The 24,309-nt window shown below is 59.3% G+C and carries 26 protein-coding genes; 8 read left to right on the forward strand and 18 right to left on the reverse strand.

The genetic code is table 11. From position 1 onward, the window contains the following. Positions 1 to 74: 74 nt before the first annotated feature. From METAL_RS08220 to METAL_RS08230, 3 genes are read left to right on the forward strand one after another with little or no spacing between them, the layout of a single operon-like run. Complete coding sequence (locus METAL_RS08220; protein ID WP_005371313.1) at positions 75 to 395, forward strand: DMT family transporter; 321 nt, start codon at positions 75 to 77, stop codon at positions 393 to 395. Next, entirely contained in the window at positions 395 to 685 is a 291-nt protein-coding gene (tusB, locus tag METAL_RS08225; protein ID WP_005371315.1) for a sulfurtransferase complex subunit TusB, read from the forward strand. Before METAL_RS08220 ends, tusB begins: the two co-directional genes overlap by 1 nt. Next, positions 676 to 1,008 (forward strand): TusE/DsrC/DsvC family sulfur relay protein, encoded by a 333-nt coding sequence (locus METAL_RS08230; RefSeq protein WP_005371320.1) that lies wholly within the window; start codon positions 676 to 678, stop codon positions 1,006 to 1,008. The genes tusB and METAL_RS08230 overlap by 10 nt, the downstream gene beginning before the upstream one ends. A 108-nt stretch (positions 1,009 to 1,116) precedes the next feature. Here the strand turns inward: METAL_RS08230 and METAL_RS08235 are convergent, their stop codons facing one another. The 3 genes from METAL_RS08235 to rraA are packed head-to-tail and all read right to left on the reverse strand — an operon-like array spanning position 1,117 to position 2,994. Then, positions 1,117 to 1,521 carry an RNA-binding S4 domain-containing protein gene (locus METAL_RS08235; RefSeq protein ID WP_005371326.1) on the reverse strand — a complete coding sequence of 135 codons (405 nt, stop codon included), beginning with the start codon at positions 1,519 to 1,521 and terminating at the stop codon, positions 1,117 to 1,119. Further along, complete coding sequence (ispH, locus tag METAL_RS08240; RefSeq protein WP_005371329.1) at positions 1,522 to 2,472, reverse strand: 4-hydroxy-3-methylbut-2-enyl diphosphate reductase; 951 nt, start codon at positions 2,470 to 2,472, stop codon at positions 1,522 to 1,524. It abuts the gene before it with no gap. Between the two features lie 36 nt (positions 2,473 to 2,508). Then, the gene (rraA, locus tag METAL_RS08245; RefSeq protein ID WP_031431527.1) at positions 2,509 to 2,994 is read right to left on the reverse strand and encodes a ribonuclease E activity regulator RraA; all 486 of its coding nucleotides are present in this window, start codon (positions 2,992 to 2,994) and stop codon (positions 2,509 to 2,511) included. A 179-nt stretch (positions 2,995 to 3,173) separates the two neighbouring features. Between rraA and METAL_RS20670 the strand changes: the two genes are divergently transcribed. After that, on the forward strand, positions 3,174 to 3,314 hold the full coding sequence (locus tag METAL_RS20670; RefSeq protein ID WP_005371335.1) for a hypothetical protein: 141 nt from the start codon (positions 3,174 to 3,176) through the stop codon (positions 3,312 to 3,314). 8 nt (positions 3,315 to 3,322) lie between these two features. On the opposite strand, the gene dtd is transcribed toward METAL_RS20670, so the two are convergent. After that, positions 3,323 to 3,763: a D-aminoacyl-tRNA deacylase gene (gene dtd / locus METAL_RS08250; protein ID WP_005371337.1), complete on the reverse strand. Its 441-nt coding sequence runs from the start codon at positions 3,761 to 3,763 to the stop codon at positions 3,323 to 3,325. A gap of 3 nt (positions 3,764 to 3,766) precedes the next feature. After that, positions 3,767 to 4,165, reverse strand: a complete 399-nt coding sequence (locus METAL_RS08255) for a gamma-glutamylcyclotransferase family protein (RefSeq protein ID WP_005371339.1) — start codon at positions 4,163 to 4,165, stop codon at positions 3,767 to 3,769. A 92-nt stretch (positions 4,166 to 4,257) separates the two neighbouring features. Here METAL_RS08255 and METAL_RS08260 point away from each other — a divergent pair, with 92 nt between their 5' ends. Further along, positions 4,258 to 5,079, forward strand: coding sequence for a thermonuclease family protein (locus METAL_RS08260; RefSeq protein ID WP_005371340.1), 822 nt, complete (start codon positions 4,258 to 4,260; stop codon positions 5,077 to 5,079). Between the two features lie 107 nt (positions 5,080 to 5,186). Here METAL_RS08260 and METAL_RS08265 read toward each other — a convergent pair whose 3' ends face one another. From METAL_RS08265 to METAL_RS08315, 11 genes are all read right to left on the reverse strand, one after another. After that, entirely contained in the window at positions 5,187 to 5,603 is a 417-nt protein-coding gene (locus tag METAL_RS08265; protein WP_005371342.1) for a type II toxin-antitoxin system VapC family toxin, read from the reverse strand. After that, complete coding sequence (locus METAL_RS08270) at positions 5,590 to 5,853, reverse strand: AbrB/MazE/SpoVT family DNA-binding domain-containing protein (RefSeq protein WP_005371344.1); 264 nt, start codon at positions 5,851 to 5,853, stop codon at positions 5,590 to 5,592. The genes METAL_RS08265 and METAL_RS08270 overlap by 14 nt, the downstream gene beginning before the upstream one ends. A gap of 88 nt (positions 5,854 to 5,941) precedes the next feature. After that, positions 5,942 to 6,502 carry a chorismate--pyruvate lyase family protein gene (locus tag METAL_RS08275; protein ID WP_005371346.1) on the reverse strand — a complete coding sequence of 187 codons (561 nt, stop codon included), beginning with the start codon at positions 6,500 to 6,502 and terminating at the stop codon, positions 5,942 to 5,944. Positions 6,503 to 6,508: 6 nt separating this feature from the next. Next, positions 6,509 to 8,590, reverse strand: coding sequence for an ATP-dependent DNA helicase RecG (gene recG, locus METAL_RS08280; protein ID WP_005371347.1), 2,082 nt, complete (start codon positions 8,588 to 8,590; stop codon positions 6,509 to 6,511). Positions 8,591 to 8,600: 10 nt separating this feature from the next. Continuing rightward, positions 8,601 to 9,005 (reverse strand): RidA family protein, encoded by a 405-nt coding sequence (locus tag METAL_RS08285; protein ID WP_005371349.1) that lies wholly within the window; start codon positions 9,003 to 9,005, stop codon positions 8,601 to 8,603. A 52-nt stretch (positions 9,006 to 9,057) separates the two neighbouring features. Further along, positions 9,058 to 11,226 carry a RelA/SpoT family protein gene (locus tag METAL_RS08290; protein WP_005371351.1) on the reverse strand — a complete coding sequence of 723 codons (2,169 nt, stop codon included), beginning with the start codon at positions 11,224 to 11,226 and terminating at the stop codon, positions 9,058 to 9,060. Positions 11,227 to 11,236: 10 nt separating this feature from the next. Next, on the reverse strand, positions 11,237 to 11,476 hold the full coding sequence (rpoZ, locus tag METAL_RS08295) for a DNA-directed RNA polymerase subunit omega (RefSeq protein ID WP_005371353.1): 240 nt from the start codon (positions 11,474 to 11,476) through the stop codon (positions 11,237 to 11,239). A 260-nt stretch (positions 11,477 to 11,736) separates the two neighbouring features. Continuing rightward, the gene (locus METAL_RS08300) at positions 11,737 to 12,912 is read right to left on the reverse strand and encodes a phosphoglycerate kinase (protein WP_005371357.1); all 1,176 of its coding nucleotides are present in this window, start codon (positions 12,910 to 12,912) and stop codon (positions 11,737 to 11,739) included. 102 nt (positions 12,913 to 13,014) lie between these two features. After that, on the reverse strand, positions 13,015 to 14,160 hold the full coding sequence (locus METAL_RS08305) for a lipocalin-like domain-containing protein (protein WP_245549496.1): 1,146 nt from the start codon (positions 14,158 to 14,160) through the stop codon (positions 13,015 to 13,017). Beyond that, on the reverse strand, positions 14,160 to 16,706 hold the full coding sequence (locus METAL_RS08310) for an FtsX-like permease family protein (protein ID WP_005371361.1): 2,547 nt from the start codon (positions 16,704 to 16,706) through the stop codon (positions 14,160 to 14,162). The genes METAL_RS08305 and METAL_RS08310 overlap by 1 nt, the downstream gene beginning before the upstream one ends. Next, on the reverse strand, positions 16,690 to 17,400 hold the full coding sequence (locus tag METAL_RS08315) for an ABC transporter ATP-binding protein (protein WP_005371363.1): 711 nt from the start codon (positions 17,398 to 17,400) through the stop codon (positions 16,690 to 16,692). The genes METAL_RS08310 and METAL_RS08315 overlap by 17 nt, the downstream gene beginning before the upstream one ends. Positions 17,401 to 17,933: 533 nt before the next feature. Here METAL_RS08315 and METAL_RS08320 point away from each other — a divergent pair. The 3 genes from METAL_RS08320 (at position 17,934) to METAL_RS08325 (ending at position 20,381) form a co-directional block, all read left to right on the forward strand. Beyond that, positions 17,934 to 19,424: an alpha-amylase family glycosyl hydrolase gene (locus METAL_RS08320; RefSeq protein WP_005371365.1), complete on the forward strand. Its 1,491-nt coding sequence runs from the start codon at positions 17,934 to 17,936 to the stop codon at positions 19,422 to 19,424. 399 nt (positions 19,425 to 19,823) lie between these two features. Continuing rightward, the gene (locus METAL_RS20675; protein WP_005371367.1) at positions 19,824 to 20,042 is read left to right on the forward strand and encodes a type II toxin-antitoxin system HicB family antitoxin; all 219 of its coding nucleotides are present in this window, start codon (positions 19,824 to 19,826) and stop codon (positions 20,040 to 20,042) included. Between the two features lie 48 nt (positions 20,043 to 20,090). Beyond that, positions 20,091 to 20,381: a type II toxin-antitoxin system HicB family antitoxin gene (locus METAL_RS08325; protein ID WP_005371369.1), complete on the forward strand. Its 291-nt coding sequence runs from the start codon at positions 20,091 to 20,093 to the stop codon at positions 20,379 to 20,381. Positions 20,382 to 20,647: 266 nt separating this feature from the next. Here the strand turns inward: METAL_RS08325 and METAL_RS08330 are convergent, their stop codons facing one another. Next, on the reverse strand, positions 20,648 to 23,383 hold the full coding sequence (locus METAL_RS08330) for a cation-transporting P-type ATPase (RefSeq protein WP_005371371.1): 2,736 nt from the start codon (positions 23,381 to 23,383) through the stop codon (positions 20,648 to 20,650). A gap of 234 nt (positions 23,384 to 23,617) precedes the next feature. Further along, the gene (gene hda / locus METAL_RS08335; protein ID WP_040578308.1) at positions 23,618 to 24,307 is read right to left on the reverse strand and encodes a DnaA regulatory inactivator Hda; all 690 of its coding nucleotides are present in this window, start codon (positions 24,305 to 24,307) and stop codon (positions 23,618 to 23,620) included. Positions 24,308 to 24,309: the final 2 nt, after the last annotated feature.

Below are 24,309 nucleotides of genomic sequence, written 5' to 3' on the forward strand. Positions count from 1 at the left end.
GCTGCGGGATTTCGTCGAGACTGCCGCCTAGGGTAGAATAGTCGCTTTTACCGAAGTAAAGCAAGAGGCGCTAAATGGCCTGGTTATTGTTGTTCTCCGCCGGTCTCGCGGAGATTGTTTTTGCATTGAGCCTGAAGTTCAACGAAGGTTTCACCAAATTGTGGCCCAGCGTGGTCACCTGCGTGTCGGGATTGTGCAGTTTTTACCTGTTGATGCTGGCCATCAAGTCTTTGCCGCTGGGTACGGCCTATGCGGTCTGGACCGGGATGGGGGCGGTCGGGGTTGCGGCCCTGGGCATTTTATTGTTCAAGGAACCGGCCGATGTATGCCGGTTGATGTCGATCTCGCTGGTGATTCTCGGCGTCATCGGTCTTAAACTGACCGAAGCGCATTAATGCTGCATCTGATTTCCGCTTCGCCGGTTCCGTCAGCCGTTCTGGAAAGAATCGATTCGGGCAGCAGCGTGGTGTTTCTGGAAAATGCGGTGCTCTGGATTTTACGTGACGGCCGGCTGTACGATCGTCTGGCAGGGATGCTGGCCGATCACCCTCTGTATGCGCTGTCCGCCGATCTGCTGATGCGCGGTATCGAGGCCGACCGGATCGTGGAAGGCATCGAAGTGATCGATTATCCAGGACTGGTCGAACTGACCGTCGCGCATCCGTTGATTCAGTCATGGAATTGAAGGTGGGCGGCAGGGCGCTGGCGACGACCGATCAGGGGTTTTTGGTCAACGCCTCCGACTGGAACGAAGCGATTGCGGAAAAGCTGGCCGAGGCGGAGCGGATCGAATTGAGCCCCGCGCACTGGGAAATCATTCGCTTCATCCGGAATTATTACTTCGAGTTCAAGCATTTGCCGAATGCGCGGGTGTTCGCGAAAGCGGTTGCGAAGGCGCTCGGCGAGGACAAAGGCAACAGCCGGTATCTGCATCGCCTGTTTCCCGAGGGGCCTTTGAAATACGCCTGCAAGCTGGCGGGGCTGCCGAAGCCGCCGACGTGCATGTAGGGTACGCTGTGCGTACCATGAACCGGAAGAATCGAGAAAGGTACGCACTCGGCAATTGCTCCTGCATTGCTCTACCTCCTGCATCCCTGCAGTCGAGCGTACCCTACGTTAGAGATCGAAATCCTGCTTGAAACGGTGGATCATTCGCCGCTGCTTTTTGTTCGGCCGCTGGTCGGGGCCGTTGTTGGGCATCAGCGCGCGCATTTCGCGTTCGCCGATGATCTGCTGCTGGCGTTTGGCGTGGCTTTCGGGATCTTCTTCGTAGAGCAGCGCCGCTTCCTTGGCGGGCCGGCGCTGTGCGGAGAGCGCTACGATCGTGATTTTCCAGTGCAGGGTGTCCTTGGTGATGGATAGGCGCATGCCCGGCTTCACTTCCTTGCCGGGTTTCACGCGCTGATCGTTGACGTGCACCTTGCCGCCCGCGATCGCTTCCTGGGCTTGACCCCGCGTCTTGAAAAAACGCGCGGCCCACAGCCATTTATCGAGGCGGAGCGAGTCGAGTTCGGCGGGCAATTACTGCACCATGTGTTTTTTCAGTTCTTTCGGCAACGAAAAGACGACTTTTTCCTCGATGCCGGGCAGTTCGGTGGTGGTCGAGCCGCCCCATTGTTTCAGCTTGCTGATCACTTCCTGGACCAGCACTTCCGGCGCCGAGGCGCCGGCGGTCACCCCGACGACTTCGATACCGTCGAACCATTCCTGTTTCATGTCCTTGGCGGTATCGATCAGGTAGGCCGGTTTGCCGAGCTGTTCGGCGATTTCGCGCAGGCGGTTGGAATTGGAGCTGTTCGGCGAGCCGACGACCAGGATCGCGTCGGCTTTCTTGGCCAGGTCCTGAACCGCGTCCTGGCGGTTTTGCGTGGCGTAGCAGATATCGTCTTTTTTTTGTTCCTTGATGCCGGTGAAACGGGCCTTGAGCGCGTCGACCATCACTTTCGTATCGGTCATCGACAGGGTGGTCTGCGTGACATAGGTGAGATTGTCCGGATTGTTCACCTTCAGGTTCGCGACGTCTTCCGGCGTTTCGACCAGATAAATGCCGCCGTTCTCGGTGCATTTTTCGTATTGGCCCATCGTGCCTTCGACTTCCGGATGGCCGGCATGGCCGATCAGGATCACTTCGCGGTCCGATTTGGCATGCTTGGCGACCTGGATGTGCACTTTGGTAACCAGCGGGCAGGTCGCGTCGAAAACGGTCAGCTGCCGTTCTTCGGCTTCCTTCTGCACCTGCTTGGAAACGCCGTGTGCGCTGAAGATCAGATACGAGCCGACCGGTACTTCTTTCAAATCTTCGATGAATACCGCGCCTTTCGCTTTCAATCCGTCGACGACAGTGCGGTTGTGCACGACTTCGTGGCGCACATAAATCGGCGCGCCGAAGGTTTCGAGCGCCTGATCGACGATTTCGATGGCCCGGTCGACGCCGGCACAGAATCCGCGCGGGTTAGCGAGTACGATTTGCATATCTTGACTTCCATAGTGGGAAAATATCCGCTTATTTTAACTCAACATTTTGTCCGAGACGACGATTCCGTCATGATCGGCATATATAAAATGATCTTTTTTAAAGTGGACGCCGGCAAAAAAGACCGGCAGATCGCGGTCGCCGAAGTTTTTCTGGTGGCTTTGCAAAGGATGGGCGTGCAGCGCGCGGATGCCGATCGGCAGTTCGATCAGTTCTGCGGTATCGCGGACGCAGCCGTAAACCACCAGTCCCTGCCAGCCGTTAGCGACCGCCAGTTTGGCCAGCTCGGCGTCGATCAGTGCGCAGCGGTGCGACCCGCCGCCATCGACCACCAGCACGCGGCCTTCGGCTTTTTCCTGCAGGATGGTTTTGATCTGCCCATGGTCTTCGAAAACTTTCAAGGTCGTGATGCGGCCCCGGAATATCGGCTTGGCTCCGTAGGGTTTGAACAGCGGTTCGGCAATATGAAAGTGCATATCGTGGGCGTGGGCATCGCAGAGGCGGGCGGTGGTAAAAGTCATCGGATCGGTTTCCCAAACAGTCGGTTTCAAAGCGGTGCCATCAAGAAGGGTCATAAAACGCTTCCCGAAATTCCTTATGAATCGTTCCATACGCCGTACCTTTAGCGCGTTAAAATGGGAACGTTATGCGGCTATTTTATAGTCTATTAAAGGTTTTCAGGCAACTTGAGGATTATCCGATGTGGATCGTTTTGTTTATCGTCGCCCTGCTGTTCGTCCTGGGCAGCGCATTGATTCTGCTGCGCTCGGCGAAGGTTCCTAAAATTTCCGACAAGGTGAAGCCGCAGCCCTATCGGAACGATGACGACAGCGGCTGGTAAGGGGGGCGTTACTGCGATCTGAGGGTAAAGGTGACCGGGCCGGCGTTGACCAGCGCCACCTGCATGTCGGCGCCGAAGCGCCCGAATTGTACGGAAGGATGGACGTTCAGCGCCAGAGCCTGCAGATAGCCGAACAGCTTTTTGCCGTGCTCCGGCGGCGCGGCGGAGGTGAAGCTGGGGCGGTTGCCTTTTTGCGTATCGGCGGCCAGCGTGAATTGCGGCACCAGCAGCAGGCCGCCGTCGATGTCTTTCAGGCTCAAGTTCATTTTGCCGGCCTCGTCCGGAAAAATCCGGTAATTCAGAATCCGTTCGAGCAGGCGTTCGGCCTGCTTTTCGCTGTCTTCCTTTTCGACCGCGACCAGCGCCATGATGCCGGTCCCGATCTTGCCGATGATTTGATGGTCGACCGCGACATGGGCGGTCGTAACGCGCTGGATGATCGTGATCATGCATTATTTCAGTTTATGGGAATGGTTTTGCCCTGGAACGGTAAGGTTGCCGGTGGGCCAGTTATAAAGATAAATCCAGGCTTTCAACGCGCACCCTTTGAAACGGACCGCCTGCAGCGAGCGGATGAATTCGTTCGGTTCGGGGAACTCTTCGCCGAATTCTTCGTAACGGTCGAGCAGGGGCAGTATCGCAGCGGGATCGTCAAGCCGGTAGAGCTCGCCCCGGACCCGGTGCGCGGGGTCGCCGGACGGCACCGCGCCGGGGTACGCACCGAGATCGAACAGCCGGCCGCTAAAATAGGCGAAACCGAGCCACTCGGCATTTTCGGCCAACAGCCGGGCCAGCGGATGGCGGCTTCCGCGGCGGAGCGTACCGTAAACGAATAATAAGTCGTTAATCAAAGCATTCCGACGGTTAGGCTAAAATAAGGGGACTGAAGTTTTCTTCGGGTCAACACGGTTTGGCCGGTCTTTTTCGCCTTTCAAGGAAATCCATGCGGCGTATCGTCTCGCTATTATTGTTATGCCTGGCCTATTGGGTCAACGCGGAAATCTACGGCTGGCAGGACGGCGCCGGCAACAAACATTACTCCGACCGTCCGGCTGCGGCGGCGAAAGTGCTCGACATTAAGCCGGGGTACGGTTTCTACCGGGTCAAAAAAGTGTTCGACGGCGACACGCTGATGCTCGAAGACGGCCGCAAGGTCAGGCTGCTTGGCGTGAACACGCCGGAGGTCGAGCATCGCAATCAGCCGGAACAGGCAGGCGGCGAGGAGGCGAAGCGCTGGCTCGCCGCCAAGCTGCAAAACCGCAAGGTGCGGCTGGAGTCGGATGCTGAAGCGGCCGACAAATACGGCAGGACGCTCGCGCACGTGTTTACCGATCAAAAGGAGCATATCAATCTGCAACTGGTCGAGCAAGGTCTGGCGGCGGTGAATATCTATCCGCCGAATCTGCTGTATGTCGACCGGCTGGTCGATGCCGAACGCCGTGCCGAAAAGGCCCGCCTGGGCATCTGGCGTAAATCGGAATACGAGCCGATTCCGGCCGACCGCCTGCCGGCTTCGGGCCATCCGGGCTGGACGCGGGTGACCGGGCGGGTCGTCGATTTGCGCGGCAGCCGGAAATTCGTGTACCTGAAATTTTCGGATAAGTTCGAGGCCCGGATCGAAAAGCGGGGATTGCCGATGTTTCCGGATTTAAGCCGTTATCTGGGCCGATCGGTCGAGGTGCGCGGCTGGCTGAACAAATACAAGGGCGGCTATTCGATGCTGATCCGCCACCCGAGCGCCATCGTGGGCGACTCCCGCAGTTGATCGAGCGATTGCCGAAGCGCCCGGTATTTCGGTCGGACGGGTTCTGCAAACCCGCTGATCACTTGATCCGACCGAGATTGAGCCGGCAGCAAGTCCGAATCCCGGCTTTAACTCGGCACCGTAACGTTCGGTTTGACGCCCAGTTTTTTTGCGCGCCGGGCAAAACGCCGGTCGTCGAAACTGTAAAAAATCTCGCAATGTTGGCCTGCCTTTAGATGCAAGGCATCGGCAAAATCAAGACCTTCACGGTGCAATTCCAATGCGTCGGCAATGCTGGGCCAGTTTTCGACGTTGATGTGGGAAAGCCCTAACAGATGGGTAATAACGCGCGCGAAATCGTCGCTGCCGAAACCGTAAAATGCGCGCAGCACCCATTCCAATTCCAATATTACGGTTAACGGAACGAACAAATCCGCCGATTCCGTTAGAATGCGCCGGGCAATGGGGCGTTGTCTGACTGCTTCAGGATCGTTGGGATCCTCCACGTAAAAGCGCGCCAGTATATTCGTGTCAATCGCTATCATTATCCGGCGTCTCGCGCATGGCTTGGGCGACATCGAAATCGGATAACCGTCTTTCGCCCCGTCTTTTGCAGACCAGCATGCCGTAACCTTCTTCGGCACGGCTGGGCTGGATGCGGCGCTTGACTTCGACCCGCAACGCATTGCCTTCCAGAATGAAATTGAGCTGGCAGCCGGGCGTAATGCCCATTCGCCGGCGGATTTCCGCCGGTATTACAACTTGGCCTTTATCGGAAACTGTCACTGTCGGCATGATGACTCGGTATTCTTACTTAGTAAGACGGAGTTTATCATGGTCGTTGGGATAATAGAAGGAGGTGCGACTGTACGGTATTTGCGCGTCAGATCGCCAAGGCGCCCGGCATGAAAAATTCGTTGACCAGCAGCGGCTGATGCATGATCGCGTAGACGGTCCGCCGCCCCCAGACCGGCGTCCGGATGGCGCCTAGCTCCACTGCCTTCGGGCTCCAGGCGGAAGGGCTTAGCGCCGTGACCTGAAGATCCAGCCGTTCGATATCGGGATACGAGAATATCACCTCCCCGAGCGGACGGCTGCCGAGACGAGAGAGGTTTCTGTGCGCCGACCGGATCGTCTGCTTCGGCATGATCGTGCGGGCCAGGATCAGCGGCATCCCGTTCGCGTGCAGCATCACCTCGCGGGTCATGCAGTAACGGTGTTCGGCTTGGCCGAGCAGCTTGCGTTCGCTCAGGAATGGCGTCAGCCAGCGTTGATAAACCACTTCGACCTTGACGGCACTGCCGTAATAGCTGCGCAGGCGCCGGGTCAGCGAGCCGGCTTCGTAAATCCATGAGGCGACGTTTTCGGGCAGGCGGTGGCGAAGTCCCGGACGGTTTTCCCGCCAGCCGGGTTCACGGGAGAATAACAGACTTTGGAACGGCAAGCGGGGTTAAACCTCGGCGTAATGAATGGATGCCCCGAGCCAGCGGTCGCACAGGGGTTGGACGGCGTCCGGGACCTCGTTGAAGAACCGTTCGCCGATTTGCTGGATATTATCCAGCAAATCGGCGTCCCTCGCCAAATCGGCGATTTTGAAATGCACTGCGCCGGTCTGGCGCGTGCCGAGCACTTCGCCGGGGCCGCGCAGTTCGAGGTCTTTTTCGGCAATCACGAAGCCGTCGTTACTGTCGCGTAAAATGCCGAGCCGCCGGCGGGCCATCTCCGATAACGGCGGCTGATACATCAGCAGGCAATAGCTGTCGCTGTCCCCGCGGCCGACGCGCCCGCGCAACTGGTGCAGCTGCGAAAGGCCGAGCCGCTCCGGATTTTCGATGATCATCAACCCGGCGTTCGGCACGTCGACACCGACTTCGATCACGGTCGTCGCGACCAGAAGATCGATTTGATGCTGTTTGAACGCCTGCATCGCCACGTCTTTCTCGGCCGCCTTCATACGTCCGTGGATCAGCGCGATCCGTACTCCGGACAGCGCTTCGGTCAGCATTTCCGCGGTTTTTTCGGCCGCTTCGCATTGCAGTGCTTCGGATTCCTCGATCAGGGTGCAGACCCAATACGCCTGCTTTTTTTGCGCGACCCAGCCGTTGATGCGGGCGATCACCTCATGGCGGCGGTCGGCCGGAATCACGCTGGTCACGATCGGCTTTCGGCCTGGCGGCAATTCGTCGATCACCGAGATGTCGAGGTCCGAATATTGCAGCATCGCCAGGGTGCGCGGAATCGGCGTCGCAGTCATCACCAGTTGATGCGGACGGATGCTTGACTGGCGGCCTTTTTCGCGCAGCGCCAGGCGCTGGTGCACGCCGAACCGGTGCTGTTCGTCGATGATGCAAAGCCCGAGCCGATCGAACTCGACGCCGTCCTGAAACAGCGCATGCGTACCGACCGCAATTGGGGCCGTTCCGGATTTTAAGGCTTCCAGAATCTCCTGACGTTGCCTGCCTTTCGTCTGGCCGGTCAACAGTACAACCTGGATATCGAAGTGGCTGAACCAGGCGCTGAAGTTGCGGTAATGCTGTTCGGCCAGAAGCTCGGTCGGCGCCATCACGGCGGCCTGGTAACCCGAACTGACCGCCAGCAGCGCCGCATAGGCCGCCACGACCGTTTTGCCGGAACCGACGTCGCCCTGCACGAGCCGCATCATCGGCTGGATTTTCCGGCAGCTGTCGGCAATCTCGGTGATCACGCGCCGCTGGGCACCGGTCAGCGGAAAAGGCAGGCGGCGAACGAAGCGATCGGCGGCAGCCGGATCGCCGGCCAATACGGGGGCCCGGCAGGACTGGATTTTGCTTTTCGCCGATCGGAGGCTCAGATAGTGCGAGAGCAGTTCTTCGAACGCGAGCCGTTTCAATGCCGGATGGCTGCCGTTTTGCAGTGCGGCGGAGGCGGCGGGTTCGCCCGGCGTATGCAGGGTTTGCAGCGCTTCCTGCAGGGTAGGGAAGCGCAGCTCATGTAATAGTGGTTCGGGGATCCAGTCGGTCAGCAGCCGGGCATCGTATTCGCACAATGCGAGCGCCTGTTTGACGGCTTTCCGGATCACCGTCTGGCCGAGCCCTTCGGTCAGCGGATAGACCGGCGTCAGGCGGGTCTCCAGCGAGAAACCGTCGGTGTCAGCAACGATCCGGTAGTCGGGATGGGTCATCTCCAGGCCGGCGTAGCCGTAACGGACTTCGCCGTAGCAACTGACCAGCGCGCCGGGCGCAAAGGCATGCAGCTGGCTTGCCGAATAGTGAAAAAATTTCAGCGAGATAAAGCCGGTGTCGTCGGCAATCCGGACGATCAGGCTTTTGCGTCCGCGCGGCAGGACGTCTGCGAATTCGACTTTGCCGGCGATCATGGCGGTCATGCCCGCTGCGAGCGAGCCGATCGGGGTGAGCCGGGTACGGTCTTCGTAACGCGCCGGTAGATGGAACAGCAAGTCCTGAATGACGCGGATGCCCAGTTTTTCGAAACGGCGCGCGGTTTGCGCGCCGATTCCCGCGAGCGTGGCAACCGGTTGCTGCAGACGGTTCATCGAAACACGCTCAGGAGGCGGGATATTCCTGGGGCGGCAGGCACATGATGCCGTCGATCTCGACCGGTGCGCCTTTCGGCAGCGCGGCGACGCCGATCGCGGCACGGGCGGGATAGGGTTCCTGAAAATAGCGCCCCATAATCTCGTTGACCAGCGGGAAATGCGCCAGGTCGGTCAGGTACACGTTTAGTTTGACGAAATCGGCAAACGTGCCGCCAGCGGCTTCGGCGACTGCCTGCAGGTTTTCGAAGACCTGGACAATCTGGGCTTTGATGTCGCCTTCCACCAGGGCCATCGTTTCCGGCGACAGCGGAATCTGGCCGGACAGGTAAACGGTGCGGTCGGCTCTGACCGCTTGCGAATAGGTGCCGATCGCCTGCGGGGCTTTATCGGTGCTGATGGTTTCTTTGATCATGGGGTAAAGGGGCTGGAATTTCGTAAAACTGTTTCTCAGAATCTGGATTGTATCAGGCTCTGACGCGTTCGAGTCTGACCACGATCGGCAGCTTTTTCAGCTTGCGCATGATTTCGGCCAGATGGACGCGGTTTTTGACGCTGAGCGTGATCAGGTCGACGCAGATCTTGTCGTCCTGATCGGCGACGCTGACGTTTTCGATATTCGAATTCATTTCGGAGATCGCGGCCAGGATCGTGGCCAGCGTGCCGGTCCGGTTCATGACTTCGAGACGCAATTCGGCCGGAAATTCGGTGGTCAGATCCTGGCTCCATTCGACCTCCAGCCAGTTGGCCTGCTTTTTCCGGGTGTCGCTGCTGTTATGGCACTCGTTATGATGGACGACGATGCCTTTGCCCGGATTGTAGAAGCCGACGATCGCATCACCCGGAATCGGCCGGCAGCACTTGGCCAGCGTGATGATCATGCCTTCGGTGCCCTTGATGATCAAGGGCGCGGTGCGGGCCATCTGCGTGTCTTCCAGTTTGAGCGCGCCGTGCACGTCGTCCTGGGAAAGCCGTTTGGCGATCAGGAACGGCATTTTGTTGCCGAGGCCGATATCTTCCAACAGATCGTCCAGCGACGGTTTGGCGATGAGCTTGAGCAGGTCATGAATCCGCTTTTCATCGACCTGTTCGAGATGCAGGTCCATCGCCTGCAATTCTTTTTCGAGCAGGCGGCGGCCGAGCAGGATCGCCTCCTTGCGGTTGAAGTTTTTCAGGTAGCTGCGGATGCTCGAACGGGCTTTGGCGGTGATGACGAAGTTCAGCCACAACGGATTCGGCCGTGCCCACGGGGCCGTGATGATGTCGACCATTACGCCGTTTTCGAGTTTGGTTTGCAGCGGCGCGAGCTGTTTGTCGATGCGTGCGGAGATGCATTGATTGCCGATGTCGGTGTGCACCGCATAGGCGAAATCCACCACGGTCGAGCCGCGGGGCACTTTCACGATATTGCCTTTCGGCGTAAACACGAACACTTCCTGCGGGAACAGGTCGACCTTTAGGTTTTCGATGAATTCCAGGGAATCGCCGGCCGACTTCTGGATTTCGAGGATATCTTTCAGCCATTCGTTCGCGCGTTTCTGGAATTTTTCTTGCCTGTCGTCATCGGATTTGTACAGCCAGTGCGCGGCGATGCCCGACTCGGCCATCCGGTGCATCTCGTGCGTGCGGATCTGGATTTCGAGCGGTACGCCGCCGGGGCCGATCAGGGTTGTATGCAGAGACTGATACCCGTTCGCCTTGGGCAGCGCGATGTAATCCTTGAAGCGGCCGGGTTTCGGGTTGTAGAGCGAATGCACGACGCCGATCGTCCGGTAGCAGTCGTCGATCGTGTCGACGCAGATGCGGAAGGCGTACACGTCGAAAATGTCCGGCAAGGAAATTTTCTTGTGCCGCATTTTGGTATAAATGCTGTAGAGATTCTTTTCGCGGCCGGACACCTCGCACACGATGTCGGCCTGGCTCATCCGATTTTTGACCGAGTTTTCGACCGTATTGATCGTTTTCAACCCACTGCCGCGCGTTTTTTTGACGGCCGCTTTCAGGATCGCATAACGTCGGGGGTACATGGCCTCGAAGCTGAGGACTTCGAGGTGCTGCTGGATATTGTTCATGCCCAGCCGATTCGCGAGCGGTGCGTAGATGTCCAGCGTTTCCTTGGCGATGCGCCGTTTTTTCTCGGACGGCATCACGCCGAGGGTCTGCATGTTGTGCAGCCGGTCGGCGAGTTTGACCATGATGATCCGCAGATCGCGGGTCATCGCCATGAACATCTTGCGGACGTTCTCAGCCTGGGCCTCGGCCCGCGAAATGCCGTCGATCTTGGTCAGCTTGGTTACGCCGTCGACCAGTTCGGCGACATCGGGACTGAATTCGGCGGCCAATTCGGCCTTGCTGATCGGGGTGTCTTCGATGACATCATGCAGAATCGCCGCCATGATGCAGTTGGCGTCCATCCGCATTTCGGCGAGACTGATCGCCACCGCGACCGGATGGCAGATGTAGGCTTCGCCACTTTTGCGGAATTGTCCCGAATGCGCCGCCGCACTGAATTCATAGGCCCGGACGCAGTCGTCGATATGGGGCTGGTCGAGATAGCCGTTCAGGATCTCGCACAAACGCCTGACCAGCTTGTCCTGGGGGCGTTCGAGTTCGATTGGATCGGCTATTTCCAACATACATTCAGTCTCAGAATATCGGATTCGGATCGTGATGCTCGCTGGAGCGGTGCAGAGCACCGACATTTTCCATGGTCACATGGCCCGCAGCGATCTCGCGCAACGCAACGACGGTATCCTTGTCCTTGCCGCGCGGGACGAATTCATCCGCACCGCGGCTCAACTGGCGCGCGCGTGTTGCCGCCAGCAGCACCAGCTTAAAGCGGTTCTCGACATGTTCCAAACAATCTTCAATCGTAACTCTGGCCATCGGTATCCTACTAAGTATGAGTTCAAAATCAATCCGATCATTTGACCGGCTTGACGGAGAATGGTTTTCTATTTTTTGATCAGTGCGTTACAAAACGCTTAAAGCCATTATATTAGCAATAATGGAATATTAGCAATATTGAACGCGGTTGAAAGGATAGCCCCCGCTGTTAGCCGGGGCTATGCCGATTTGCCCTTTCCCGGCATTTTTGCCGGCCGGGAAAGGCCAGGATGCAGAGCGGAGAAAATCCGCGCAGGAGATTATTCGCCGCGCGTTTTCAGGATTGCCACGGCCGGCAGTTCCTTGCCTTCGAGGAATTCGAGAAAAGCGCCGCCGCCGGTCGAGGTGTAGGAGACTTTGTCGTTGATGCCGTATTTGTCGATCGCCGCTAGCGTATCGCCGCCGCCGGCGATCGAAAAGGCAGGCGATTCGGCGATCGCTTCGGCCAGCGCCTGGGTGCCGCCGCCGAACTGGTCGAACTCGAATACGCCGACCGGGCCGTTCCAGACGATCGTTTTGGCGGAAGCCAGAATCTCGGCGTATTGCTTTGCGGTTTCGGGACCGATATCCATGATCAGGTCGTCGTCGGCCACTTCACTGACTTTTTTGACGGTGGCCGCCGCGGTTTCGGAAAACTCCTTCGCGCAGACCACGTCGACCGGAACCGGAATGTCGGAACCGTTTTGTTTCGCCATCGCGATCAGTTGTTTGGCTTCGCCGATCAGATCCGGTTCGTACAACGATTTGCCGACCGGGAAACCGGCCGCCGCGATGAAGGTGTTCGCGATGCCGCCGCCGACGATCAATTGGTCGACCTTTTCGGACAACGATTTCAGCACGGTCAGCTTGGTCGAGACTTTCGAGCCGCCGACGATCGCGACCAGCGGTTTGGCCGGGGTTTCCAGCGCGCGGCCGAGCGCGTCGAGTTCGCTGGCCAACAGCGGGCCCGCGCAGGCGACTTTCGCGAATTTCGCGACGCTGTGCGTCGAGGCCTGGGCGCGGTGCGCGGTGCCGAACGCGTCCATTACGAACACGTCGCAGAGCGCGGCCATTTTCTGGCCCAGTTCGTCCTTGTTTTTACCTTCCCCGGCATTGAAACGGACATTCTCGCACAGCACCACTTCGCCGGGTTGAATGGCGATGCCGTCGATCCAGTCTTTTTCCAGGCGCACCGGTTTGCCGAGCAGTTCGGACAGGCGGTCGGCGACCGGCTTCAACGAGGCCGCTTCATCATAGACGCCTTCTTCAGGGCGGCCGAGATGCGACATCAGCATCACCGCAGCGCCTTTTTCCAGGGCTTGCCGAATGGTCGGTACGCTGGCCTGGATACGGATATCGCTGGTGACTTTGCCGTTCTTGACCGGTACGTTCAAATCCTGACGAATCAATACGCGTTTGCCGGCCAAATCCAGATCGGCCATTCTTTTTACTGACATATTTTTCTCTCTTGGTTTTAGTAAGGGGCGAATCGGCTTATTATAAGGTATCGGAGGCGGGTTAGTCTTGTTCGCATAGATTATGCAGTTAAGGTATCTTTATCAGTATCCCGTCAATTCCACATACCCTTTTCCTTCGATTTCTTTCCCGTTCCATCGGCCCCGAACCGAAACCGCGCCTTCCCAATAGCGGTAGCTCAAATTCAGTTCCTGGTCGTTAATCAACGGCACGATTTCGAGCGAAAGCTTTTGGCCCGGCACGGAGAGGCGCCAGCGCGCAGGATAAGTGATCTTCGAGTGCGGGCTTTTCCAGTAGCCGAGTACTTCGACGACGACTTCCCGATCGGTTAAAGGTAGCTTGCTTCGATCGGCCGGAAACCAGGCGCCTGTACTGTTCGGATCGGGCCGGCCGTCCTTGCGCCGGAACCGGTAAAACATCAGTTCGCTCCGGTTATCGAGCTGCAGCGCGAACCAGTCCCAGCCCGCCTGTTCCTTGGCCAGGGCGCTCGTGCTCCATTCCCGGTCCATCCAGCTTTCGCCGGTGACACGGTGGCTTTTGCCGTCCGCGGTGATGATGCCTTCCGTAGTGATGCGCGGATAGGAATAGTAATAGGAGGCATTGCCGGGCTCCGCGCTTTTCTGGCTCAGGCCCCTGTCGCCCTGCAGTACGGGAGAATCTTGGGTTTTCAGATTCAGGTCGAGCGCATGCGCTCCGCTTCCGGCCTGCAGGCGAATCGGAAAACCGTCGTTATTCCGGCCCTCGGCTTTCCAGTCGTACAACCAGACATGGTAGCGCTCGTTGCGTGCGCCGGCGAGTCCGCTTGCGGCCCGGCTGAAGCGTTCGTCGGCAAGAAAGCGCCCGGTTTCCGCATCGGTTAGCGCGAAGTGTGCCATATACAGTTGGTTGGTGCGCCAGGCCGATGTCGATGCCGGCCGGTGCGGCGTCAGCGCAAAGCGGAAAAAAGTCAGCTCGTAGCCGAACTGGCGCCCGCCCCCGGTCTGCAGGTTGCCGGTGAAATACCACCATTCGGTCCGGAAGCGCTCGTGCGGGCCGAAATCGTCGGGAAAAGAAAAAGGACGAGGCCGGTAAGCCCGCTCGAAGCCCGGATCGCCGGAAGTCAGGGTATCGCTGAACGCATCGTCTTGCGGCGGCTCGACAGCGGCCGGATCTTTGTAGCGGAACGTCATCGATCCTCCCCCGGCCGCCAACGCCAGCGCGATCGGCAAAAGCCACAGGCGCCCGCTCATCATTCCGTCCTCAATGCTTCCGCGGGGTTGATCCGCGCCATTTTACGGGCCGGCCACAGGCCGGCCAGAAGCGCGGCGCCGAACGCCAGCAGCAGGCCGTACAGCAGTATTTCCGGGTGGAAATGAAACGCCATCGTCCAGCCGAAGGAACGCCGGTAGATCACGAAAATCAGTTCGTACGCTACCAGGCCGCCGACCGGCAGCGCGAAAAGGCCGGCGCAGAGTCCCATCAGTCCGGTTTCGGCGGCGATCAGGCGGTACAATTGTCCCGGCGTCAGGCCGATCGCGCGCAGAATTCCGATCTGGCGGGCGCGTTCCAACTGTAGGGCCGTCAACGCGCCGAACACGCCGATCATCGCGATGCCCGCTGCCAGGCCGCGCAAGGTTTCGGTGATCGTGAAGGTTTGCTCGAAAACATGCATCGACGCCTCGTAGATGACGCGGGCCGATCGCAGCGTCTGCCCGGCGGAGAGTGTGCGGCGGATCGATTTTTCCAGTCCGGTTATATCGGCCTCTCTCCGGGCGTAAACGCCGATCCCGGTAAAACCCGGATCCGGCCAGTGTCGAAGATATTGCCGGCGGCTCATTGCGATGTGCCCCCGGTCGCCGCTGTAGTCGGCATAAATGCCGATCACTTGATAGATGACGTGACCTGTGGGTGTCAGGAAGGTCAGCGTGTCGCCGAGCTTCAGCCGGTGGTGATAGGCGAAAGCCTCGGTGACGAGAATGGCCGGTTCCAGCTCGAACCGTTCCCAGGCCGAATCGCTTGCCTGCAACAGCAGAAAGCCGGCATGGGAACGCGCAGTCAAATCGAAAACTGTGGCCGGAACCGGGCCGGTTGGCGCCGGCAACGAGGTGCGCAGGACGCTGCTCGTCACATCGACCCCCGGCAGCGCCTGGATGGCCGCTTTCAGTTCGCGATTTTTGGCCGCCTTGCCGGGGGCGGCCGGGTTGCCGGTCAAGGTTACGTACAGGTCGCCCTGCAGGCTGGTTCGGATCCAGTCCGACACGGTCTGGCGGAAACTGGCGATCATCAGGTCCATCCCGATCGTCGCCGCGACCGCGATCATCAGGGCCGCCATCGCGATGCCGGTGCGGCTGATCTCGGCCGAAATCAGCCGCACCGGCAGGCGGCCGATAATGCTCCGGCTCTCGACCAGCCGGCCGATCCCTTTCATCATCCCCAGGGTCGCTGCCGGCGTCAGCAGCGCAAAGCCGGCCATCAAGAGAAAAATGCCGGCCAGACTGAAACGGATGCTGGATTCGGAGAGTTCGATCACCGTCAGCCCCGAAGCGATCAGCAGCAGCCCGAGTCCCAAGCCTAGCCGGACCAGCCGCTTCGAACCGGACTCCAGCCGGGAGCGCGTCAGCGCGGCGGCGGGCGACACCTGCGTCGCTTCGAAAGCGGGAGGCAACACGGCCAGCAGGCTGGCGCCGATACCAAGCGCGGCCGCTTTAAAGATTTGTTCCGGAGCGATCAGCAAAGTACCGGAGCCGGTTGCGAAATAAACGCTGCTCAGCGTGGCCGAGACCGAGGGCAACAAAAAACCGCCGATTCCGATCCCGGCGAGCGTGCCGAGGAGAGTGCCGGTCACCGCCAGCAGCAGGGCTTCCTGCAGAATTAGTCCGAAGATTTCCCGGCGCGTGACGCCGAGCGCGCGCAGGATGCCGATCAGTCCGCGCCGCTGTACGACCAGAAAAAGCATCGCGTTATAGATCAGGAAAAGCCCGACCAGCAGCGACAACAGGCCCAAGGCTTTCAAATTGACCGAAAACGCCTCCGTCATTTCGCGGGCCGCTTGCGCCAGCGTTTCTACCGCAGCAATCCGGAGGCTTGCGGGCAGGGCGCGGCGGATTCTTTCCGGAACCGGCCCTTGCTCGGCGCCTTCGGGCAGCATCAGTTCGATCCGGCTGAGCCTGCCGTAGAGCCCCGTCAGTTCCTGGACGGTCGCGATGTCGGCGACGATCACTTTGTCGAGCAGCTGTTCCGCAACGGCATCCGGAGCCTCGATCAGGCCGATTATCGTCAATACATGAAGGCCGGTTGCGGTCCGGATCGGAAAAGTATCGCCGGCAGCCGCGTTCAGGCGCCGGGCGGTCCGTTCGCCGATCAGCACGCCGTTGGGCTCCGTCAGCAGTTTCCGCAAGAGCCGGCCGGAGTCGCCGCCAGCCGGCTGTTTCTGCCAGGCAGCCCGAAAGTCTTTTTCGATCAGGGGATCGATGCCGTACAGCGTGTAACGATCGTCGGAGTCCTGGGCGAGGGCGACATCATCGCGGATCAGGGGCGCCATGTTCCGGATGCCCTGCTCGACGCGCAGCCGGGTATAAAGTCGTTCGTCCAGCCCTTCGTCCTCGCCGATCACATGTGTCGCCCGTCCGGACACCGCTTCGCCGGCCAGTTCGAACGAGCGGAATGCGCTGTCCAGCGCCAGGTCGACCGCGATGACGACGGCTACGCCCAGCGCGATGCCGAGCAGGGCCAGAACCAACTGGCCCGGGTGGCGAAACAGGTGGTTGCGGCTGCTGCGCCTAAGCAGGCCGGCCATCGTCCCGCTCCACCGCTTGCAGCTTGCGGTCGCCGATCGCGTAAAGCCGATTTTCCTTGCCGATCGTTTCCGGGCTGTGGGTCACCATGATCAGGGTCTTGCCGGCGCGCTGCACCAGTTCATCCAGCATGGCGAGGACGGTTCTGCCGGTGTCGAGGTCCAGGTTGCCGGTCGGTTCGTCGGCCAGGATCAGGTCGGGATCGTGGATCAGCGCCCGCGCGACTGCGACCCGCTGCTGTTCGCCGCCCGACAGTCGGTCAGGATACGCGCCGCCGTGCGCTTGCAGCGCCAATTTATCCAGCATGTCGGCGACTTTGAGCCGCTCCTGCCGGGTGATGCGTTTCCAGGTCAGTTCCAAAGGCAGCAGTAGGTTCTCTTCGACCGTCAGCGTCGGGATCAGGTTGTAATTCTGGAAAATGAAGCCGATATGGCGGCGGCGGAACAGCGTGCGCCGATGCTCGGACTGGCGGGTCAGATTGACGCCGTTCGCGATCACTTCGCCGCTGTCCGGCCGGTCGATTCCGGCGATCAGGTTCAGGAAGGTCGATTTGCCCGAGCCGCTGCGGCCCAGCAGCACGATGAATTCGCTCTGCCGCACGTCGAGGTTCAAGTTTTCGAAAATCACGCGCCGCCCGCCGGGTTCGGGATAACTCTTGCGTAACTGCTTGAGCTGGAGGACGCAATGGCTCGGCATGATGATCCCCGGATGAAAAGCGGGCGAATGAAGCTGAATGCTGATTCGACAAGCACCGTGCGAAAGGTTCAACTCAGGATTCGGCAGGACAAGTTTCCCTGGCGGACGTAGTGTCTGGCCTTGTAATATTACATAATTTTATTATATGTTTTTACGATAAGCGCTTTACGTATAAAATGACCGGGCAGGCTTCATCATGCCTGCTTCGCACGGTGAGCGGCGCGCTAATCCATTCGCCGTGCGTCGCCGGCTGTCGGCCGAGCGGTTAATGCATTCGATTCGAACAAGTCCCGTTAGTCAATAGGCCAACCCATCTTGCTTCTTGTGATTTTGAAAGATCCGAATCCCTATCATTTCTTTGGTCTTCCATCTGTATAAGCGAAGCGCACTTGTGCTCTCCGGGGTATCCGGCGATTGCGCGGTGGATGCGCTACGCTTGTCCACCCTATAGCCAGGGTGCGTCAGAGTCTCCGAAGACCGGCAAAAACGATTTCCTGAAGAAGAAACACACCACCTAAACCAAAAGAGACTTTATGAATTCCTGGACGAAATATCCGCAGATTTACGAAATCAATACCTGGGTCTGGCTGGAGGAGCTCAGCCGAAGCGCCGGCCGGCCGGTCACCCTGGCTTCGGTCCCCGATATCGAGTGGGACAGCATCGCCGCCCTCGGCTTCGATGCGGTCTGGCTGATGGGCGTGTGGGAACGCAGCCCGATGGGCAGAACGATCGCGATGGCCGATGAATCCTTGCGGGCGGATTTCCAAGCCGCTTTGCCGGATTTCAAAGAGGCGGATCATGTCGGCTCGCCTTACTGCATCAGGCGCTACCGCGTTGACGAGCATCTGGGCGGGCCGGATGCCCTGGCCGTTGCCAGAGCCGGAATGGCGGCGCGCGGTCTGCGCCTGATCCTCGACTTCGTTCCCAATCATGTCGCACCGGACCATCCCTGGCTGGCCGAGCATCCCACCTATTTTATCCGCGGCGGCGACAAGGATCTCAGCCGGGACCCGGCCTCCTTCATCGACATCGGCGGCAACATCTTTGCCTGCGCCAAGGATCCTTGCTTTCCCGCATGGGCCGACAGGGTCCAACTGAACGGTTTTCATTCCGGCTTGCGTGCCGCCGCCGTCGAGACCCTGAATGCGGTCGCCGCTCAGTGCGACGGCGTGCGCTGCGACATGGCGATGCTGTTGCTCGATTCGGTTTTCGAGGAAACCTGGGGGCCGCGCGCGGGCGACAGGCCCGCAACCGAATATTGGGGCGAAGTGATACCGGCCGTCAAAAAGGCTCATCCCGGCTTCCTGTTCATCGCCGAAGCCTACTGGGACAAAGAATGGGAGTTGCAGCAGCAAGGCTTCGATTTCTGTTACGACAAACGCCTGTACGATCGGCTGGCCCACGAGCCGGCGGAAAGCGTGCGGCTGCATCTGCGCGCCGACCGCGCCTATCAGGACAAACTGGTCCGCTTCATTGAAAATCACGGCGAGGCCAGGGCCGCCGCCGCTTTCAATCCGGAGAGGCAGCGCGCCGCCGCGGTCGCCGCGCTGACCTTGCCCGGCGCGCGTCTGATCCACGAAGGCCAGTTGGAAGGCCTGCGCGTTCGTTTGCCGGTATCGTTGGGGCGCCGGCCGGAGGAAGCTCCGGCTACCGATTCGCTGGCGTTTTATCTGCAATTACTCTGCGCATTGAATGAGGGCGACTTCATGCAGGGCGACTGGCAGCTCTGCGAGTGCGGCGGCTGGCCGGACAATGCGACCTGCAACAATCTGGTGGCCTGGACCTGGGCCACGGAAAACAGCCGTTGCCTGATCGTAGTGAACCTGTCCGAAACGCAAAGCCAGGGCCTGGTAAAAATCGCCTGGCCGGGACTCAATGACGGGGTTTGGCGGCTGAACGATATTTTCCAGTCGACAAGCTTCGAACGCGATGGGGCGGAGCTGCAGAACGAAGGCTTATACGTCGACCTGCCGGCATGGGGATTTCATTTTCTGGCCGCAGAGCGGGGCAATAATGGCCGATGAACGTCGGCCTTCAAACCGGTAGAACCGTAGGGCGCAATAGGCGAAGCCGCATTGCGCCGCATGAAGGCATCGCATCCGGCGGAATGGGCTGCGCTATTCCGCCTTCCGTGAGGCTTTCCGAACCGCATTTTTGGAGCGGGCTTGCGGCAAAGCCCGCCTTTTTCGGTTGCCGGGCTTCGCTCGTCTTGGCGGGCGCAAATGGCGCAGAGCAAGCGAAGCAAATTGCGGACATTGAATACGGGCATCTACGTACGCGCCCGCCCGTATTTCGGTCGTGCCGATTCCTCTGTAATATGACGCCAAAAGAAGCTGGCTGATCGTCAAGACCGATGCCGCTTTTATTAAGGAGAGGAAAAATAGGAGATTTTTTAACCAAACCCCTGTTTAAAGTCGCACGAAATGAAATTAGCAGCCGTTATTCAACCGACCCGTCAAGACATTACCAAGCGTTTCTCGGCTTATTGCCCGGACATTCCGGGTTGCATAGCGCATGCCCCGACGCCGGAAAAAGCGCTCGAAGCCCTGAAAATCTGCGTCATCCGTCATATAGACAGCCGGAAAGCACTCGGACTTGACTCCATCGAGAACCATTCGCAAGTACAGGTTTTAGAGGTTTGAGTTCGTCATTGCCGATGCACAAGTCAACAACACGCTTAACGAAATAACATGAATACGAGATTTTTTATCGCCATTATCCAGCTGAGCAACCGGGGATTGGCAAAGAATTATTCCGCTTATTGTCCGGACCTGCCCGGTTGCGTCGCCTATGGAGCGACGGAAGAAAAAGCCCTGGCCGCTCTGCAATCTACCCTTGCTCAACAGATAGGACGGCTTGGCGAACTTGGGTTCGAACCGCCAACGCCGGCTTGCACTGTTAAGATCCTGCAGATAGGAACGCAGGAAAAAGAGCGGAATGTGCCGGAATTTGCAAATTTGAACAGTATGTACGTGCATTAGAGCATTTTTGCTTTGGGTATATGGCCTTCGTAAGGAAAACACGTCATCCCGGCAAGCCCTGACCGGGGCAGGGCCGTAGGATGCGGTGAGGAACGAACCGCATCGTTCGCGATTGGCATCGTTCACGATTGAGGCGGTTCCTATCGTCACCGCATCCTACGACCCTACAGATGACGCGGCATATTTCCGTGAACATCAAAGATGGCCTTGCCGTGTTGCGGGCTTTGAGAAGGTACGCGCAGCGTACCCTATATCGGAAAGTCATTTTACCGGCGGACGACGGCAACGCCAACGAAGAGCCAGCGGATCACGGCTTTTTCCAATTCCGCGGCGACAAAGATGAAAAAGCCGACGCAGGCGACTTTCAGCCATTCGTTCGGAGACAGGCCGGTCGATCCGAACAAGGCCTGCATGGGGCCTGTATGGGCGTAAGCGATCTGCAATGCCGCACAGGCGGCGATCGCGATCAGAACGTAGGCGTTTCCGAACAATCCTTCAAGCGACAAGACGGATTTGTAGATGTAGCGGCTGTTGATCAGGTAGAACATTTCCGCGCCGACCACGGTGCTGACCGCCATGGTGCGCGCGGTTTCCAGGCTGGATCCCCGCTGCGTTTCCCAGAGGAAAAGGCCGAGCGCGCCGATCATGAACAGCGTGGAAACCATCAGCACCCGCCAGGCGAAAAACCAGGAAAGCAAAGGTTCCTTGGGAGCGCGGGGCTTTTTGAGCATGACGTCGCGCTCGGGGCGCTCGAAGGCGAGCGCGAGTCCCAGGGTACTGGACGTGACCATGTTGATCCAGAGCACCTGGGCCGGGGTCAGCGGCAGGGTCAACTCGAAGAAGATGGCCGCCAGTACGACAAGGGCTTCCCCGCCGTTGGTCGGGAGCATGAACAGGATGAATTTCTGAATATTGTCGTAAATGCCTCTCCCCACGTAAACGGCGTTGCCGATCGTGGCGAAATTGTCGTCGGCCAGCACCATGTCCGATGCCTCCTTGGCTGCTTCCGTCCCTTTCAGGCCCATCGCGACCCCGACATCGGCCCGCTTTAGCGCGGGCGCGTCGTTCACGCCGTCGCCGGTCATCGCCACAACCTGACCCGCCGCCTGCAGAGCCTCTACCAGGCGCAGCTTGTGTTCCGGGCTTGCCCGCGCGAATACGTCGACCTCCAGCACGACTTCCTGCAACTGCTCGTCATTCAGGGCTTCGATCTGGGCTCCGCTCAAGGTCGGTTTGCCGAGGCCGATGCCGAGCCGCTCGCCGATCGCCTGTGCCGTATCGACATGGTCGCCAGTGATCATCTTGACGCGGATGCCGGCGCCGACACACGTTTTCACCGCAGCGATCGCTTCTTCCCGGGGCGGATCGATGATTCCGGCCAGAGCGAGCAGAGTAAAGCCGTTTTCCAGATCCGCAAAACTGACCTCGCGCTTGGAGTCCTCGACTAATTTTCCGGCAATCGCCAGGACGCGCAAGCCGTCGGCGGCGAATGCCTGCGCGCGGCGAAGCCAATAGCCGGTATCCAGCGTGGTCTGGTTCTGCTGGAGGCCGCCCTGGCGGTCGCACATTTCCAGAATGCGCTCGGGAGCGCCCTTGACGAAAATGAGGCCGTTGTCTTTATGGTCGTGGTGGAGGGTCGCCATCAGCCGGTGTTCCGATTCGAACGGGATGGCGTCGGTACGCGGCCGCTTCTCGCGCTCCCAGGCAGGATCTTTGCCGGTTTTGACGGCGAATGCGAGCAGGGCGCCCTCGGTCGGATCGCCTGCCAGTTGCCAGGACTCATCGGCATCCCGGTGCAGTTGCGCGTCATTGCATAGCACGGCGGCGCGGGCAATTTCCTCCAGTTCCGGGCAGTTGTCGGCGGTGACCGCGGCGCCGTTCAGATAAACCCCGCCGTCCGGCTCGTAACCCACGCCGCTGACAGTGAAAACATGATCCGCGGTGGCGAGCTTTTGCACCGTCATTTCGTTCCGAGTCAGCGTACCGGTCTTGTCGGAACAAATGACCGTGACCGAACCCAGCGTTTCCACCGCCGGCAGATGCCGGATGATCGCATGGCGTTTCGCCATCCGGCGCATCCCGAGCGCCAGCGTGATGGTCATGATGGCGGGCAGTCCTTCGGGGATGGCCGATGCGGCGAGAGCCACCGCCATCATGAACATTTCTTTAGGCGGATGTCCGTGCCACAGCACGCCGACAATAAAGGTCGCGATGGACAGCAGCACAATCGCCAGTGCCAGCCAGCGGCCGAATCTGTCGATCTGACGCAGCAGCGGCGTGGTCGTGCTCCGGACCTGTCGAAGCAGCGAGCTGATCCGTCCCAGTTCGGTGCGAAGGCCGGTGGCGACCACGATAGCCGACGCCTGCCCGGAGGTGACCAGGGTGCCGGAAAAAAGCATGCAGAAACGCTCGCCCAGCGGGGCGTCGTTTAGGACCGGGCCGGCTGTTTTTTCGACCGCTTCGGATTCGCCGGTCAATATCGCCTCGTTCACCCGCAAGCTCTTACCGGTGATAAGCCGGAGGTCGGCCGGCACTTTGTCCCCGGAAGCCAGCGTCACGATGTCGCCCGGCACCAGTTTTTCGGCTTCGATTTCCAGGCGCTTGCCGTCGCGAATGACTGTCGTATGCAGGGAGAGCATGCCGCGAATCGCGTCCATCGCCTGTTCCGCTTTGCCCTCCTGGATAAAGCCGATGATCGCGTTGACAATCACCGCGGCCAACAGGACGCCGGTGTCGACCCAGTCGCCCAGCATGGCTGTCGTGCCGGCGGCCGTCAGCATCACATAAATCAGAATATTATGGAACTGGAGCAGAAAGCGGATGAAAGCGGAACGCTTGGGCGGCCGCGGCAGGCGGTTGCGTCCGTATTGTTTCAGCCGCGCGCGCGCTTCGCCGGAAGACAAGCCGTGGTGCCTGTCCGAACTTAGGCGCGCGACCGTGTCGGCGGCGGCAAGCGTGTGCCAATTCGTCGCTCGTTTATTGGCAGTTTTTTGCTTAGGCATATAGGATCCAGGATTGAGCTGACAATGATTAACCGATTCTACCCTCTCCAGTCCGCCCGGCAAAAGGTATTGTTCCAGGCGCAGGATGGGATAATCACTTTATCGACCGGAATTTTAGCGGTATGTTGACTTTGAAGATGAAAAATAAGGGCGAATGCGGGGGGAAGTTTCCCTTATAACCGGAAAGATAAGCCTGACCGGAGTCAGGCCGTACCGGCCTTTAGCGGCGCTTCCTCAATCGAGAATCTGTTTCAAAAACGGGATGGTCAGTTTGCGCTGCGCGGACAGCGAGGCTTGGTCGAGCCGGTCGAGCAGGCGCCATAAGGAATTCATGTCGCGGTTGGCGCGGCTCAACAGGAAACGCCCGGCCTGCGGCGAGATTTCCAGACCCATGCGCCGGGCTTTATAAATCAGCGCGGCGGTCTTTCCCGCGTCGTCCGGCGTTTGGATTTTCAGACCGAGCCCCCAGTTCAGCCGCGTTTTCAAATCGGGCAGTTGGATGGGCAGTTCTTTCGGAGCGGTGCGGGAAGAAACGATCAGCTTATGCCCCAAATCCCGGTGCCGGTTGAAGAAGTTGAACAGGGTCTGCTCCCAGTCGGCATGGCCGGCGATCGCTTCCACGTTGTCCAGACAGACCAGTTCGAAGGCTTCCAGGTCGTTGAACAGGTGTACGGAAGATCCGGCGGCCAGCGCCAGATCGAAATAGAAGCACGAAAGCTTCTGCTGCTGCGCTTCATGGCAGCAGGCGTGCAGCAAATGGCTCTTGCCGAGGCCGGTTTGTCCCCAAAGGAAGATAAACGCTTCGCCGTTGCCCGCAACGCACTGCTGCAGATGATTGACGACGGACGAATTGGCGCCCGGAAAAAAATCCTGGAACGTTTGGTTGGCCCTGAACACAAACTGCAACGGCAGTTGCTTCGCCATGC

It is taken from the genome of Methylomicrobium album BG8 (assembly GCF_000214275.2).
GTDB lineage: Bacteria > Pseudomonadota > Gammaproteobacteria > Methylococcales > Methylomonadaceae > Methylomicrobium > Methylomicrobium agile.